Genomic DNA, 16994 nt, shown 5'->3' with positions numbered 1-16994 from the left:
CAGTACCGGGCGTGCCGGTGCCGTCGCTGCCCGAGTACGGGGTGGCCTTGAGCGTGTAAGTACCTGTTGCCGGCGGATTCCAGTTGCCGTAGTAGTAGTTGCCGCTGCCATTGTCGCCGTGCAGCGCATAGGGAGCACGGACATCGGTATAGGTTTTGCTCTGGGTGCCGCTCAGTTCAAAGACCACACTGCCCACCGTGGATGGGGAGGTGTTGCCGCGGATGTTAAGCTTGGTGCCAGGCAGCGAGGACAGCGCAATAACGTCTCCGTCGCTAATGGAACGGATGTCCTGTTCTGTGCCTGAGTCGACAAGCACAAAGCCCGTCACACTGGTTTGAGCACTTAAACTTATGGGAAGCAGGAGAGTGCAAACGAGGGTAATGATATAGTCTCTCATATAAATATTGGTATGTAAAATGTGCCTTTCCCGACAAAGAAGTGATAAGCTTTATAACAGTCAGCCAGCACTGCTTTGCAGGGTTATAAAAATTGCGATGAGAAAAGACCCGCAATGTGAATCATGGTTTACAGAACTCAATTAATACCTCATAAATATTCTTTGTTTTTTCATAATACATAACACGTAGACAATAATGCATATCATCATTCTGATAAAAGTTGGTGTGAAGTGTGAGAGAACGCAATTCCTTCGGAATAGCTTCTTCTGTTGAAAGGAAGACAGTACCTGGCAGCTATGTATTATATGAATATAGCTATAGGAAGTTTAAACAATCAAAGCTTATTTAGCCAAAGACACATTTGCTCATGTGTATGGGATGATATGACAGGTAAATGTTTTCCTGCTTCACAGCTACACAAGAATGAGCGGACGCCCTAACATTATATAGATATTTTTACATACTTTCAAAAAAGCATCCATTTCCAAAACAAAGGCAAGACATTTTCTAACCAACCCGGAACGCCAGATGCAACTAGTTGCATCTATAATGCAAACACAACCCTGGGATTAAAAAAGAGATATGCCCGGAGGCTGTACGACAAATAAGTTGTACTCTGTTGAGCAGAGGCTGTGGTGGCAGGGGCAGCAGAACGAAAACAGCTTAAAAGCGCATCTGCAGCAAGAAAAAAAAGAAGCGGCACGGCAGAACTACTGCAGGTGTTTTAAAAGCCCATACAGAATACAAAAAATTAACCAGCACACCAGCACGATCATGAACGAACGTGCCGGTATGCTGGTTTGTTTAACCTAAACCTGCAGGCCAGGCACAGCTGTACCAGCCTGCCTGGAAAGCTATTTTTCAACTGTTAGCTTCAGGGACTTGGCTCCTCTGGCTGTTTGCAACCTGATAAAATAGAGGCCTCTGCTCAGGTGGGTGCCATCTACCTCAACGGCATGCAGATCTCCTGCCTTTGCACTGCCCTCACTGATGCGGACTACCAGTGCACCTTTGCTGTTGTAAAGCCTCAGCGAATACTCTCCCTCCTCTGCCAGCGCAAATCTTATCGTACCGATGGAGTAAACCGGGTTCGGATAAGCCAGCAATTCGTTCTGTATAATGTCCGGCTTTCCGACCGGAGCACCTGAACCGGGAGCTGCAGTTGCGAGCGCTGTAGAGGACGTTGAGACAGCAGCAACTCCGTCGGTTGCCAGCACACCAACCGCTTCGGAACCGGTTGATGCCAGTATTACCACTTCTGAGCTGAAGGTTGCTTTTATGCTGGTAGCATTGTTATAAAGCCCGCTTATCAGGGTACGTTGCGACCCGAAGGAGATACTGGAGGTTAAGGATTCCTTGTACAGAATATCGCCGCCATCCTCACTATAGGTATAAACGACCCGCACTTTTCCTATCGCCTCATTCAAAAGCACGATACCCCTGGTTCCTACCACATCGGTTACCTCGTAAATACCGTCCCAGGTACCGTTGGCGCGGCGCACCAACAGCGATATTTTGGGATAGCCCGGCGTATCGTAACCTGTTTTTACGGCACAGTACAAAGTTCCGTCGCTGGCTACGGCCATGTTCAGATGATCATCAGCCATGCCATACCTCACATCCAGTGCCGACTGTGAGGCGGGCACTTCATCCGATGACCAGTTGGCGGGGTCTGCCCCGTCGGTATGGGTTTTAAAGCCGAAGCGTTTCGTGTTCTGGTTCGACCAAAGCACGCCGATTTTACCGGGCAAGGCTACCACCGCACTTATATCATCGTCGTGGATGTTTGTGGCAAGCGACAGCGGCGCACTCCAGGTTTTATAGGGCGAATCGCTCCACTGCACATATACCGTACTGGTGCCATCGTAGGTTACCCACATCCTGCCTTTGCTGTCTACATCTAAAGTGGCTGTTTCAGCTTCCGGATCAAGGGCCAGTTCAGACCGGGATGTTCGCTGGGTCCAGGCCTTGTAGGTATTTGTAGCCGAAACGTATTCTGCTGATACCAGGTAAGGCGTAGAACTCCCCCTGAACAGGAGAACGTGCACCACATCGCCCACCACCTTGCAGTCGGCACGGGTAGAGGAGCTGGAGGCCAGGGTGAACACATTGGTCCAGGTGGTGCCGTCGAGCCGCCAGATGTGCGTACCCGCCCCGTCCGGCATCACAGCCCAATGCTTGCCGGCGTGCATCCACACTTTGGATTGCGGTTTTTCAGCCGTGTTTTTAGCTACCGGTAAGGGTGTCAGCGGGGTAACTGTGGTAAAACCGTTCAATAGCACCAAGGGCTGGATGGTATACGTTTCGCCACCGGTAAAGCCTGTACCGATGAGGTTACCTGCTGCATCCTTAATACCCGTACCACCTCCGTTCAGGTCCAGGCGCAACTCTCCTTGTCCTGTAATGGAACTGACCGTAACGTCGTAGGTCTCGCCATCAGTACCTACCGGGGCCACCGCGTTAGAAGCCAGCGTTCCGCTAACCGAGCCGGACGTTCTGGTAATGGTAAAGTCTCCTTTGTCTACCCCGGTCACTTTCTCTGAAAATGTTACCCGGAACGTGACAGCCGTAGCAGTAACCGTAGCGCTGGCAGGCGATTGCCGGTTGATACTCAGCACCACAGGCGCCATCACATCCTGGGGCGACTGCTGGATGGTATAGGTTTCGCCGGCGGTAAAACCAGATGTGATGCCATTGCCGACCGCATCCTGAATGCCCGTACCACTGGCATTCAGGTCCAGGCGCAGGATGCCATCCCCTGCTATGGAACTGACGGTAATATCATAGGTTCTGCCATCGGTACCGACCACCGCCACTGCACCAGGGGCAAGCACACTGGTAAAGGTTCCTACTACAACCATCACACTAAAATCGCTTTTGTCTACTCCGCTAACCCCTTCCGAAAAGACCGCCCGGAAGGTAACAGCCGTGGCATTGGTGAGCTCTGAAGCAGGCGACTGGCGCTTGATACTCTGCACCACGGGTGGCGTAACATCCTGCCTGATAATGTAAGTATCTCCTATGGAATAGCCGCCGCTGATGGCATTGTCTGCTTCATCCACGATGCCGGTGCCACTGGCTTTCAGGTCCAGGCGCAGTGTACCATCTCCCAAAACCGAGCTTACCGTAACATCATATTCCCTGCCCTCTTTCCCTGCTGCTGCTACAGCTCCGGAGGTCAGCTGGGCAGTTAAACCACTGGAGGTAACGACGGTAAAATCGCTTGCATCCACGCCAAAAACCAGTTCCGAAAACGTTACCCTGAAAACAACCGAGGTGGCACTGGTGGTCTCTGTAGCCGGCGACTGGCGTTTGATGCTCTGCACTACAGGAGGAGTTACGTCCGGGGGCAGGCCGGTTAACGTCATATCGAACGCCATATCCGTGTCCCCGTTATTCAGTTTGGCCTGGTGCACTTCCACGGCAACCAGGTTGGAACCGGTTTTAAAAGCTTTACCACTTATTTTAAAGGTTTGCGCCTGGCTGCCATTGTCTGTTGCGCTTATAGCTAAAGTTTTATAGGAGATGTCGCCTGTGGGCATGTTGTTCCGGTATACCTCCACCCCGTTCACATACACCACCAGCCCATCGTCGCGGTAGACGCTGGCTTCGTAGGAGCCGAAGAGCGTTGCGTCGGGGACGTTAACAACTTTTCTGAAGTATGCGGCCGGGTGCTTTTTCTTGGGATCCAGGCCAAAGCTTATCAGGGATATGATGTCGCTCAGGCCATAGCCGAACTTGCCTTTGCCGGAAGGCCAGCTTCCGTCGTTATAAGTAGCCAGGCGCCAGTCGTTTTTCTGGTCGGTGCCATCATCCAGGAACTTCCAGTCAGATCCAAAAGGAAAAAGCCTGGTTTGGGCTGTTAAGCCTGCGGGCAACAGGAGTGCTAATGCAAGAAGAAATACAAAGGTTTTCATAGAAATTATACTATATAAAGTGCAGAAAAAAATCAGATGAATACAACCCATGTCCTGTTTCTGCATTTAAAACAGTACCTGCAGGCAATACGAAGCGACAAATTATTTTCGGACGTGGTATCAGACTGCATAAAAGAACCCGGCAACTGTTGCTACCGGCTACATCCTACCCTTCTGCCTGCACGACAGAGGCACAGGCAGTTCAGTCGGAGGAAAAACAGGCCAATAGTTAATTCAGCAAGTTTTAACGCATCTTATAAACCGGCACATTGCCACAACCCGGGCATCAGCTGCCATTAATAAGACAAAAGAAGGTTAATGCACAGTATCGTTATAGCGCCAAAAGAACATAAAGTTGCAATATTTATATATAGTTTAGTTAGAAAAACATTAAATGATGTGAAAGTACCTGTAGGACTGGTGAACGTTTAATTGTGGCGTGTTAAAAAATGAAGCTTCAAAAGCCGGAAGAACAGCAGCAGGAATGGTGGCTGGTGCAGCAAAACATAGTACCTGTAAGGTGAGGAGCAGAGGCTTTGGTGGCAGGGACAGCAGAGTAATCGCCCCCCCTGTACTCGCGTGCAGGTGGTAGCCAAGGCTTAGGGAAGGCGCCGGGAGCATAATGGTAGCGTGGCCCCACCTGTTGCCACCGGCTTTGGACCAGCAAAGCTACTCCGGCGGGCATAATTAAAAGAAAAGATGGCCAGCCTGCTGCAGCAGCTAAACCATCCTTTTCCTGATGAGGATGATGATGAGTTTTTTAGACTGGTTGGTTCCTTTGCGGACAGAGTTGGTTTACTTCCCGTTATTCCGGGGAAGCAGCCGGTTGCCGCCCGGGGATAAGGATCCTGTATAAAGCCCGCCAGATCCTTCCGGAGCGAAAATGAGAGAACGGGTTAAACTAACTCAGGCCGGTTACTTATCTAAGATTAGCTTAAAATGCTTGGTGCCTTTACTGGTCTGAAGCCTTACAATGTAGAGCCCGCTGGCAAGGTGGGCGCAGTTTATCTGCGTTGTATACAGCTCTCCTGCCACTGCAACGCCTTCCCCCTCTAATCCTTTTATTTTATCGCCATTGCTGTTGTAAAGCAGTATCCTGTACTCACCGCCTTCGGGCAACGCAAAGCTGACAATGCCGGTGGAGGAGATGGGATTTGGATAAACATAGATGTTTCCTAACAACTCATCTTTTACAGGAGACGGATCTGTGGCCAGCACGCCAACGGCCTCGCTGCTGGTAGAAGCCAGAATAACTACCTCTGAGCTGTAACTGGCTTTTACGCTGGTGGCATAGTTATAGGCGCCGCCGATCAATGTTAAAGGCGAACTGAAGGAGATATGGGAAGTAGGCGATACCCGGTACAGGATTTCACCGCCAAAACTTCCTGCTGTATAAATCACTTTGAGTTTGCCTATCACTTCATTCAGAATAACAACAGGCCGTGTGCCTTCGGTATCGGAAACCTGGTACATGTCGTCCCAGGTGCCGGAAGGGCGGCGCACCAACAAGCCGAGCATCGGGTAACCCTGTTTGTCGAAACTGGTTTTTACGGCGCAGTATAAAGTACCGTCTTTTGCCGCGACTAAATTGAGGTGGTCGTCGGCCATGCCTTTGCCTACATTAAAAGCCGACTGCGAGGCAGGTACTTCATCCGCGGACCAGGAGGTGGGCGCAGCTCCGTCGGTATGGGTTTTAAAGCCGAAGCGCTGGGTAACCTGGTTCGACCAGAACACGCCTATTTTACCGGGCAGCGCGATTACTGTACAGATATCATCCTCCTTTATGCCGGAGGCTACCGTTACCGGGGCATTCCAGACAGCATAAGGCGGATCGCTCCACTGCACTTTTACATCGCTCTCGGCGTCGTAGGCCACCCACATGCGGCCTTTGCCGTCGATATCCAACGTTGCTGTTTCAGCTACAGGGTCAAGGAGCAGTTCTGCCTTTTCGGCTCTTTGCGACCATAGCTTATAGGTTTTGGTTTCAGGTACAAATTCTGCCGATAACAGGTAAGCAGCGGAAGTGCCCCTGAAGAGCAGGATGTGCACCACATCGCCCACCACCTTGCAGTCGGCCCGGGTGGAGGTGCTGGAGGAAATGGTGAGTACATTGGTCCAGGTAATGCTGTCGAGGCGCCAGATGTGGGTGCCGGTATTGTCTGGTAACACAGCCCAGTGCTTTCCGGCATAAGACCATACTTTGGACTGTGGTTTATCTGCCGTGTGCCTTACAATAGGAAGTGGCGTAAGGTTAGTGACAGAGGTGAATCCGGGGGTGTTTGTTTCCTGCTGGGCAGTTAGGTTAAAAGAGAGCAGCAATGCAAAAAGCATCAGAACGGTAAATTTTTTCATAGTAGGAACCCTGTATTATCATAGTAAAAAAACGTTGTATCAAATCCTATATGATAGACAATACTATCGCTGCTACCTTACTCCTGTTACTACAGAAACCAGTAACTGCCGCAAATCCTGAAAAATAATGAGGAACAAGAATTACTGTTACTTTAGTAAAGCAACAAATTCCGGGTGTGTGTTTTGTCGTGTGTGTTCTTAGAGCGGAACCTGAACTTTATAAATTATGTCGCAGGTACTGTTTTTCAACCTTTAAAATTTTAAGAAAATTCTCGCGCATACCGCTATAGTTGGCGAAGCTTAACAGTTTAGATTTTAATGCCAGAAGCTTCAGGGTATTGATTTTACCCGCTTCTGTACCGGGAGCTAACCTTTGCCTTTCCAGCAGTGCCGCCGCCAGTTTTGCAACATAGGCCAGAATAATCCGGACATACTTCAGGTTAAATGCTAGGATGTTCCTGCCGCCCAGGTTTGTCCGGATACGGTAGGGAATTAACACCTCAAAGCTCTGCGCACTTTCCTTAAAGAAGCGGGTACTGTACTCCCAGTTAATTCGTTTTGCCGGCATAAAATGCTTAAACTTCAGGCAGTCATCATACCAGATATCAAAACCCGCCAGGGCGATAGCATAGCAAAGCTCATAATCTCCTCCCGAGCTCAGGCTGGCTCCCTTCCGGTCAGTGAGCATGGTTCTGAACCCGGCGCTGACGATAATTTCGTAGGCAGCTCTGCGCATCACACATCCGGCCCCGTATACCACATTGCTCTTAACCTTGCCGGATGCCGGCGCCTGTGGCCCGTGGGCATACATACTGAGACTGGCGGCCCAGTGCGGAGGCGCTGTTTCGAAGAGCAGTTCGCCATTGCCGCCGAGCACCCCAATAGCAGGATGCTGCAGCATCAGTTCATAAGCCCGGCTGATATAACCGGGCATCAGCCAGTTATCATCGTCACAAAACAGCACAAATTCGTACTGCGCTTGCTCCAGTGCCAGTTCCCGTGCATAGCTAAGGCCCTGCAGCGGCTGATGCAACAACGAAAACGGCACAGGGCCCCGGTGCTTTTCCCACTCCGCCACAGCTACGGCAGCAGTATCATCGGTAGAAGCATTGTCTACGACAATCACTTCCCAGGCAATTTCCGGCCGCACGCGCTGCTGTGCGAGGTGCCATATTGTTTCCGGGAGCAGGGCAGCCCCGTTGTATGTACAAATTACGACCGATACACCTGCCTCCATAGCCTGTAGAGCGTTAACTTTAGTTGTAACTTCAGGATCATCAGGTACAGCAAAGGATTCCTGCTCAGGTTGAGCGCCTGCTCTATCTGTGCATGTATCACCTGGGTGTCGTGCAGCTTATGCCAGAGTTCATTGGCTACTTTCAGGCCGTAGGCAGCATAATAGCGCTTTGATTTTTCCAGGATGTGCTGCTTCTTTTCTGCCGGCAGATGATCCTGTATAAGTTTCATGGCGCTATACAGATCCTGCAGATGCTCTCCCTTCAGAAATTTGCTGCCTGATATAGAAGCGGAATGTTTCCTGTAATAGGCCAGCATGTCCGGTGTGTAAGCTACCGGGTAGTTGCGGGCTATGCGTACCCACATTTCCCAATCTTCGCCGTACACGATACCAAAGAAGGCACCCAGCTTTTCGTACACGTCCCGGCGTACTGTTATGGCAACATATTGTATCCGCTGGCGCTCTCCAATTTCCAGAAGCCAGTTCTGCAGGATTCCGTCAGTTTGCCTTTCGCTGCTTTTATTATATACTTTGTTGCCGTTTTCATCTATGCATCTGAACCGGCAGAAAGCGGCTCCCGCTTCGGGGTGCTGCGCAAAGAGTGCTTCTATTTTCCGGTAATACCCGCTGCCTACCTTGTCGTCGCCGTGCAGCAAATGAATCAGCTTACCTCTCGAGCGGTTTATACAGGTTTCGAAGTTGCGCAGGCTGCCGACATTCTGTGCCTGCCTGAAGTACTTTATCCTGCCTTTCCCGATCCGGTTTACCAGTGCTTCTACATCCACGTCGGTACTGGCATCGTCCACTACTTCTATCTGCATCTCCTCCTCCGGTATTTCCTGCAGCAGTACACTTTCCAGGGTCTCTTCCAGGAACTGCCCGCAATTATACACCGGTATCATCACCGACCACAAAGGCCGTTGCAGCCCGGTAGTAAGCGGCGGTATAACAGGCGGATGCAGGGGGATATTTATCATTATTTCTCACACAGGTTTTCAGACACGCTTTCATTACCCTTTTTCTATACGAATAAAAGAAATACTTGTACTAAAATATTATAAAAATATTTTGCTGTTATTTAACTTTAAGTAGTTACACCTACCTTCCCGGTTTTTTTACTCAAATTATTATTCCTTATACCATATAATTATACAAGGATGGCACTTTGGCCTAGTTTATAGAATTGGATTGTTTTGCTATCACCATGCCCCCGAACAGGAACATTTTTTTCCTGAAGCGGGGCCATTGAGACTTCCGTTACCGGGAGAAATGGGATTTGCTTTGTGAAGCCTGATGGCCGGTAAACAGGAGAGCAGCCAGAGCGGTACCAGGTAAGGACTGGTGGCTTTTTTTTACACTTCCGGCTGTAAATTTACTTCGCTGCACCTGCCTCCATTGCCACAGCTCCTTAGCTTTAGGAGCATTGGCAACGGAAGCAGGTAAATGTATTCTGCTACGTTTTATATTTTCAGTAAATCAAGCTTCTTTCTTACCCTTTTTAAAACCCGGTTTTTGAATACCACAATCTTGTTCAGGTACTGATGCCTGAAGGGCCACATTTCGTTTTTATACGCCTCCCACAGTTCGGTATTCGTATGCGCCTGCTGCTCTGTCAGGTACTTTTCCAGCCAGGTTAAATAATTGTACCTGGCAACGTAGGCTTTATTGGTCTTTTCAACCATATGGCATGAAGAATCCGGGTGTTGCCGGTAGCGGTCCCAACAGCCACTGCACACCAGCACGGGCCAGTTCAAACATATTTTGGTATGAAAAACCTGGTCCGTGTAAATGTATTTAAACACATTTTCCCAACCGCCCACCGATTCAATAGCCTGTCGCCGCACCAGCACACTCCCCATACAGGGCACTGTGCCTCCATCGCGCAAAAAGGTAGTTAACAGTTGTGGTGGCCTTATCAAGGTGTCGGGCTGAACGCCAAAATGCTCCCAGACCCAGTCCTTCTGGACATCCTGCGGCTGGCCTGTCCAGCTGTACCAGTACTCGGTAGAGGCGTACAACATACCTGCTTCAGGGTGTGCCGTTAAGAGCGGGACCTGTACGTCAAGTTTGGCAGGCAGGTAAATATCATCCGAATCTAAAAAAGCGATGTATTCTCCTTTTGAGCTTTGGATTCCCAGGTTACGGGAAGCACTGGCGCCCCGGTTCTGGTGGTTTTCGTGTTCCAGCCAATAAATTTTACCCGGATAGTTCGCCGCATAGTTCCTGGCAATTTCCGAGCTGCCGTCAGATGAGCCGTCATCCACTAGCAACAACTCCCAGTTATCGTATGTCTGGTGTATCACGCTTTCTATACATTCTTCCAGAAACCGTGCGGTATTAAGGAACGGCGTAATGATAGAAACCAGGGGCCTGTGATTTGATTTAGATTCCATCGTAATAACTCTTATTGTAAAAAGAAGAAGTTCCTGTTACCAATACTGACACTGGGCATCTGCTACCAGCCTACCAGGCGCCTCAGTTTAGCCCGGATTAATTTTGGCACTCCCTTCGGGTAGTATTTCAGCACATACCACCCATCTTTCAGGATTCCTTTTCCGGGAGCTCCGTTCAATATGTTGGCCTTTATTTGTTTGATCAGCCGCTTTCCTACATCATCCTGCACGATCTGTATTCCGGCCCGCCAGGCCTTCAATAAGCCCGGATCATGCTTTACATAGTTGTAGCCGGCCCGGCGGACACGTACACCAGACTTTAACATGTAGGCCAGGTTTCCGCTCATGTTTGCGCCGTGCTGGCGGTATTCCAGAATCACCTGTCCATGGCAACCAATTGGCTGGGTTCTGGCAATCCGGATGTTTATTTCATAATCTGCTGAACCTCCTGCATGCCGGTCAAACCCATGCTGAGAAGCAAAGATTGCGCTGCGGTACATTACCACGCCGGGTGTCCAGATATAATTAGACCGTAATAATGTTTTGAAGTGTTCCTTTTCTACTTTTGGCTGCGACGGTATTTCTATAAAATCACCCTTCACATCAATCAGCTGCACCAGGCCCGAAACATATGCGCAACCCGGATTTTCTGTCAGAAACGAGACACCTGCTTCCAGCGCGTTTGGCAGCAAACGGTCATCCGCGTCAAGAAATATCAGATAAGCCCCTTTACTTGCAAGCATCCCGTTATTACGGGCTACAGCTGCTCCCTGGTTTGCCTGCCGGATCAGCTTTACCTGGGTAAACTCCCGCACGACTTCTTCCACGTTATCGGGAGAGCCATCGTCCACAACAAGAATTTCGAAGTGAGGGTATGTTTGCTCCAACACACTGCTGATGGCCTCTTTTAAATACCCCGCCTGCTTATAACACGGAATGATTACCGAAACCATGCCTTTGCTTACCACTTCCGGCGACGTTCGTTCTTCTTGTTTTAGCCTTACAGGCTCATCAACATTTATCATGACGCGAAAATTTTAGTAGTCAAAAACATCACAATGCATGGCTTATACAAACAGGCTAAGTTAAGCGCTACAACATCCGGCACTATGCCTGATCAGTCATTGCGGTATAAATCTGCTGGTAAGACCGCACCATTGCTTCAACTGAAAACAGCTCCTGCGCCCGCGCACGGTTTGCAGCCCCAATCTGCAGGCGCTTCCTGCGGTTATCCAGTAACGCAATAAGCAACGTAGCTAATTTTTCAGTATCTCCCGGAGGTACCAGCAGGCTGTCGTCGGCAATAATTTCCGGTAGGGCTCCTACACGGTAGCCTGCCACCGGTATGCCCATGTTCATGGCAAAAGGCGTTACCTGGCCAAAGCTTTCGTTATGAACAGGCGCTACAAAAACACTTATCTTTTTATAAAAATGCTGCAGGTCTTCGTAAGCTACGTACCCGGTAAAGGTAAAAGCATCTGCTAAACCGGCCTCGGCGACTGCTTTCCGGTAATAGTCCAGGAGGCTACCTCCGCCCACGATCAGTGCTTTTGTTCCTTTTCTGCGCCTTACAACCTCTATAAATACATCGATTGATTTCTCATTTATTTTATCCCGTTCGAGCCGGTATACCATGCCAATGCAGTTGTCCGGTATAGCCGTGTAATCGGTCCTGTTGAAATGAGTAAAATCAGAACCCGGATAAATGACGACATTGTTGTGTTCTGCCCTGCTGTAGGCATTGTTCACATACCGGCTGACATAAACATAATGACTAACGGCCCCGGAGGTATAGGGCTCTGTCGGGATGTTGATATTCTCAACCACCTTACAGCCATACGCTTCAATCCCTTTAAAAACGTAGTCATACCATTTCCAATCCTGCTCACCCCATTCATCTTTATGATGCCCTAAGTAATGCACATGAACAAGAACGGGTTTAAAACTTTCCAGCTCCGCACGTATAGCTTCAGGGTTTCCTGTTTCTTTATGCACGATAACCGGGACGCCGGTATAAGCAGGAATTTCAGGCACGTCGTAGGTTATAATTTTCTGTTCATACAAATGCCCCAGGTGTTCAACCAAATCGATAACCAGCCGGGCAGAACCACCTGTCCAGAAGTTACAGATGACATGCAAAATCTTTTTACGGTCGGCCCCTGGCGGCTGGTGCATTTTTACCTGGTAAGGCTTGAACCCCGCATGGTAATTACGATTGTTGGCATGGGGCCTCTTTTTATTTACCTTCTTCTTTACCTTTTGCAGCAGGGCAAATAAGACCGGGAAATAAAACCTGATAAAGCTTTTAATATTCCTGGCAGGGATATAATTGGTTTTCATTCATTTATACAGCTTAAGGTTGTTCTTCCGGAGCTTCGTTATTTACCTGCCGGGGCTATGGTGGCGCAGAGGCTGTAGTGGCAGGTACAGAACCATTAATAAGTTGCAAAGCCAATGCCCGCTGCTCTCTTATCAGCACAAACCAGGTGTAACATGGCTTTATCAGTTATTCAGTCGCTTCCAATGTTCAAGGGCATAGAGAAAGGCAGGTTCAGCAAGATTTTTAACCTGGAACCTGCCCAGGCGGTACGGATGCGACCGGTTCGTAACAGCCCTTGCTTCGGTCGTAAAGGCTGCTTCGAATGCCGCATCAGCTGCCGCTGTTAAGGTGTCGTGATTGTAATTGCCGTAGGGGTAAGACAAAAGGCTTACTTCTTTATTTATAGTTTCCTGCAGATACTGCTTGTTCACCTCCAGCTCCGCTTTCTGGTACTCCAGGCTATGCGAAGCCAGCGCAGGATGCGAGACGGTATGGGCTCCAATGTCGAAGAGGCTGTGCTGTGCCAGCTCCTGCAACTGGGCTACCGACATACTTTTAGTAGCGGGCCGGGTTTCCGTTGCAGCGTCGGCCCAGTTCCGGACAAGCTGCAGCTGCTCTTGCAGCACCGCAGCAGGCAGCGGCTTCAGGCGCTGCCACAGCTTGAGAAAAAGTGCGCAGCGCCCGGAAGGGGGCACTTCTTCGCAGGCCCTCCACGACCTGTTTATTTCCAGCTGCTTCCCGGTTAGTTGTGCTTCTTCACCAAGATGCATCGCAACCTGCTCCCCGCCTACTGCTAAAGCTATTTCGTCAGGCAATTGTGGCGTGTACAGAATCAGCTGCTCCAGCTCGTCCCACCAGAAGGCTGCGTCTTTGCCTACATTGCCGGAAGAGATAAAGAAGGTAGCAGGCAGCCCGTATTTTTCCAGCAACTGTTTGGCTACCTGATAGTTATCAACATACCCATCGTCAAAGGTGAGAGCAACAGTGCTCTTTTCAACTTTCTTCCGCTTAACCCTTTCCACCAGCTCTTTGAGCGGAATTACGTTTGCCGTATTCTTTAACACCTGCAGTTGCTGTTCAAAATTTTCAGGGCTTACCGCTATATCCCAGGCATCGGCAGCAGGCACAGCTACCCGATGATACATGAGTACCAGCGCCTGCGGCTTCAAAAACCTGTCGATGAGGTAGCGAACCATGGCTTTAACGGACTGCTGCCTTTTGCGCTTTTACGGAAACGATAACCTGGTAATGCGGATCGTGGTGGTCGAGCTTTTGCCGTGGCACTTCCGGCAGCCCCATGCCATACAGGAAAGCCGTAGCCACATACACATTCCCGTAGGCATTTACCTCCGCTGCCCCGCCAGGAAAAGTTTCTGCCATAAGCCTCCGCATTACTTTATCAGTAAAAGACCAGTACCAGGTTTCCTTCCACTCGCCGTGATCTATAGGCGTTATACCGGGAACGGTCAGCAACAAAGTACCGCCGGGTTTTAAGATACGGTGACAGGTACTTAGTGCTCCTTTAAAATCGTAGATCAGGTGCAGTGTCTGGGTAAGCACAATGCAGTCGAAGGTATTATCCGGAATATGGGGGGCATCGCTTATATCCCCGATAATGGTAGCATTGGGGTTACGATCATTTATATGCAGAATATCGCTCCGGGTGATGGCACTGCCCCCGAACCGCATGGTATATTCGTTGTCGCCTATTTCCAGGGCTCTGCCCCTGATACTGGCGGCCTCGTTATCCAGAAATTTTTCGATGTAATACCTGTCTACCGGGCCTCCCCTGTTGTAGCCAAATTCTTTACTGAAGGGCGTTACCCGGTTAAAGTCGCCGGGCGCAACGCAGCCAACCCCAGGAATGCCTGATTTGTACAGGCCCATCTGGTGCAGCCACCTTAAGCTAAAAGCAGGTGCATGTTTTTTCACAATTGTTTTAATTACGGCAGCCATCGTGGTTAATAAATATTTTAAAATGAAAGTGGGTCTGTATTTCAAAAAAGTATGCAGCTCTTTTTTTGTGGCAGCAGTTTTCTTCTGTTTAAGCCTGGTATAGAGTTCCTTTGTATAATAATTCTTCCAGACCTTCTTTCCTTTCAGCCAGGAATTTTTATCGGCTGCCGAATTCAGAAAACGCTGCTGCCGGTCTAACACCAGGAGTACCGCCGTCAGCATTTTAGGCACATTGGCAGACATGTTTGCCGTATGAAGCCGGTATGCAGCAAGTCTTTCGGTGTGGTGCAGCACCGGGTATTTGCGGGCAATTTTCAGGTACAGGTCATAATCTTCGCAGCAGTTCAGGCTGGTGTCATACTGGAATTCATCAAACACCCACCTGCGGTACATTACTGTAGCATGCATGCCAATGTAATTGCCCTGCAGCAGGCGCCTGTAATGATCGTCAGTTACGCTGGTAATATCCGGCTTTACGAGGTTAACATCCTCAAACACTTTATCGTGACCACCTGATACAAAAGCAAGCTGCGGGTGTTGCTGCATGTACCGCACGTTGGTGCTGATGGCGCCAGGCAACAACCAGTCATCGGCATCGAGAAACATCAGCAGTTCGCCACGGCTGTTCCGGATACCTGTATTGCGGGCGGCAGATAAGCCCTGGTTGTACTGGTGCAGATAGTTGATACCTCCGCATTGGGCTGCCACCTCTCCGGTCGCATCAACCGAGCCATCGTCCACTACCACAACCTCGACAGCGGGATATTCCTGCTGCCACACGCTTGCCACCGCCTCCTGCAAAAAGAGAGCCTGGTTATAGCAGGTAATAATGACAGAAACCAGGGGCATACGCTTTGAATCCTGCTTTTCCATTGCCTTATTGTTTAACTGCCAGACCTGAATGATTTATGTACCGCCTTTTCAGGAACTTCCAGGGCCCGGCACGCACTGCTTCAGCACGCCTGCAAGCCCTCCTTAATTATACAGCACCTGCCACCACAGCCACTGCGCACAATTTTGTTTACTGCACCTGCCACCACAGCCTCTGCTCCCGTAGTAACCCGGTGCAACGACTGCCAAACAGAACATTTTAAGGCTGTACCAGCAGCTCCGCCTTTACCTGTTCCGGGCTTATCAGTTGTGCGTCCTTTTTGTCCCTGTTTTTAAGATAAAACAGCACCCCTGCAACCATCCCGCTTATTTCAGACCACAGTGTGCTGTGCTCAGACCGGTAGAAAGGAAAACCCTTTAAGATTAACCGTACATAATTTTTGGGCTGCCTCCAGAAAATGTGCCGGCGATAGCCCGCTTCAGCATGATACGCCTGCTGCATGAGCGCCGCTGCAACATGGCCTTTCATGTAGCTAAAGAGTTGTTTATGTAAAGCGGTCATGCTTTTGCGGTGGGCATGGTACGCGATCGCTCTCGGGTTATAAACAATGGCCTTGCCCGCTACTAATATCCTGTACCACATCTCGGAGTCTTCGCTGCAACCCGATGCCCCGGCGCCCAGCCTTTCGTCAAAATAACCAGCTATTTCAAAAATAGCCTTCCGGAAAGCCATGTTTGCACCCGCGCCTATATTCCACACAGGAGCGCCACCACGCAGGTTTTCCCTTAGAAAGTCACTGTCATACAGCCTGTCTATATAACCACGGTTAAACCCCCAGCGTTTTTCAAAAATCTGCTGCGCCTCCGTTTCCAGTTCTGAGGTTATTACCAAACCGGTCATGGCTGCTACGTTTTTCTGCTGAAAGGTCTGCCAGACCCAATATACCCAGGCCGGATGCACCAGTACATCATCATCCGTAAAGGCCACAACCGGAAAGGCTGCGGCACGCACGCCTGTATTTCGCGCATAAGAAAGTCCAGGCAGAGGTTCTTTCAGGTATTTAATTCCCGGCAGGCTTTTTACCAGTTGTTCGGTCCTGTTATCGGCAGGGGCATTGTCAATAATAATAACTTCTTCGGGCTGGCAAACCATACGCTGCAACGAGGCGAGGCAGCGTTCTAAAGCTGCCGTTCTGTTCCGTGTACAGATCAGCACAGAAACAGGCACCTTCGCCGGCAGGGCTTCTGAAGCACAGGCAGAGAAAATGGTTTTCATCCAGCTGGTCCACATTTCAAACTCCCCCATCAGCAGCCACAACTCCCAATCCGGCGCTGCAGCATGCCGGCTTTCTGCATAAAACTGAACAGCAGGCCCAATGGCTGCCACCAGCTTCTTATAATAAGCAGCTTCAGTTGTTTTTTCCCCGGGACTGATAAACAGATGCCCTAACGCAACGTCTTCCCACCAGAATACCAGGTAGTTTCCCTGACAGGCAACATCAAGCGGGGGCTGTGCCTGCTGCTCATGCAGGTGCACATGCATAATCTGGTAAGGCGGGTGCATCATCATAAGGGTAGTAGCCTGGCATG

The 16994-nt window shown here is 49.8% G+C and carries 11 protein-coding genes and 1 pseudogene; 1 reads left to right on the top strand and 11 read right to left on the bottom strand.

Annotated elements, in window-relative coordinates:
- Together DCW36_RS09285 and DCW36_RS09280 are read right to left on the bottom strand one after the other, a co-directional pair.
- A pseudogene (locus DCW36_RS09285) lies at positions 1-397 on the bottom strand (hypothetical protein); the annotation flags it as partial.
- Between the two features lie 855 nt (positions 398-1252).
- Positions 1253-4315, bottom strand: coding sequence for a T9SS type A sorting domain-containing protein (locus DCW36_RS09280; RefSeq protein WP_164891087.1), 3063 nt, complete (start codon positions 4313-4315; stop codon positions 1253-1255).
- A gap of 699 nt (positions 4316-5014) precedes the next feature.
- Here DCW36_RS09280 and DCW36_RS22555 point away from each other — a divergent pair.
- Positions 5015-5158 (top strand): hypothetical protein, encoded by a 144-nt coding sequence (locus tag DCW36_RS22555; RefSeq protein ID WP_164891086.1) that lies wholly within the window; start codon positions 5015-5017, stop codon positions 5156-5158.
- 72 nt (positions 5159-5230) lie between these two features.
- On the opposite strand, the gene DCW36_RS09275 is transcribed toward DCW36_RS22555, so the two are convergent.
- The 9 genes from DCW36_RS09275 to DCW36_RS09235 form a co-directional block, all read right to left on the bottom strand.
- Positions 5231-6667: a T9SS type A sorting domain-containing protein gene (locus tag DCW36_RS09275; RefSeq protein ID WP_114782260.1), complete on the bottom strand. Its 1437-nt coding sequence runs from the start codon at positions 6665-6667 to the stop codon at positions 5231-5233.
- A 217-nt stretch (positions 6668-6884) separates the two neighbouring features.
- Entirely contained in the window at positions 6885-7904 is a 1020-nt protein-coding gene (locus DCW36_RS09270; protein WP_114782259.1) for a glycosyltransferase, read from the bottom strand.
- Positions 7880-8881 carry a glycosyltransferase family 2 protein gene (locus DCW36_RS09265; protein ID WP_240676109.1) on the bottom strand — a complete coding sequence of 334 codons (1002 nt, stop codon included), beginning with the start codon at positions 8879-8881 and terminating at the stop codon, positions 7880-7882. Before DCW36_RS09265 ends, DCW36_RS09270 begins: the two co-directional genes overlap by 25 nt.
- Before the next feature lie 483 nt (positions 8882-9364).
- A complete protein-coding gene (locus tag DCW36_RS09260) occupies positions 9365-10297 on the bottom strand; it encodes a glycosyltransferase family 2 protein (protein WP_114782257.1) in 933 nt (310 codons plus the stop codon).
- A gap of 62 nt (positions 10298-10359) precedes the next feature.
- Positions 10360-11322: a glycosyltransferase family 2 protein gene (locus DCW36_RS09255; protein ID WP_114782256.1), complete on the bottom strand. Its 963-nt coding sequence runs from the start codon at positions 11320-11322 to the stop codon at positions 10360-10362.
- An 82-nt stretch (positions 11323-11404) separates the two neighbouring features.
- Positions 11405-12637 carry a glycosyltransferase family 4 protein gene (locus DCW36_RS09250; RefSeq protein WP_114782255.1) on the bottom strand — a complete coding sequence of 411 codons (1233 nt, stop codon included), beginning with the start codon at positions 12635-12637 and terminating at the stop codon, positions 11405-11407.
- A gap of 162 nt (positions 12638-12799) precedes the next feature.
- A complete protein-coding gene (locus DCW36_RS09245; RefSeq protein WP_114782254.1) occupies positions 12800-13813 on the bottom strand; it encodes a polysaccharide deacetylase family protein in 1014 nt (337 codons plus the stop codon).
- Positions 13814-13817: 4 nt separating this feature from the next.
- Positions 13818-15446 (bottom strand): glycosyltransferase, encoded by a 1629-nt coding sequence (locus DCW36_RS22845; RefSeq protein WP_114782253.1) that lies wholly within the window; start codon positions 15444-15446, stop codon positions 13818-13820.
- A gap of 217 nt (positions 15447-15663) precedes the next feature.
- Positions 15664-16974 carry a glycosyltransferase family 2 protein gene (locus DCW36_RS09235; RefSeq protein WP_114782252.1) on the bottom strand — a complete coding sequence of 437 codons (1311 nt, stop codon included), beginning with the start codon at positions 16972-16974 and terminating at the stop codon, positions 15664-15666.
- Positions 16975-16994: the final 20 nt, after the last annotated feature.

Origin of the sequence: Botryobacter ruber, assembly GCF_003347595.2 — a bacterium.
Lineage (GTDB): Bacteria > Bacteroidota > Bacteroidia > Cytophagales > Hymenobacteraceae > Pontibacter > Pontibacter ruber_A.
The sequence above is the reverse complement of the archived record's forward strand: the minus strand, read 5'-3'. Positions and strand labels throughout refer to the sequence as shown.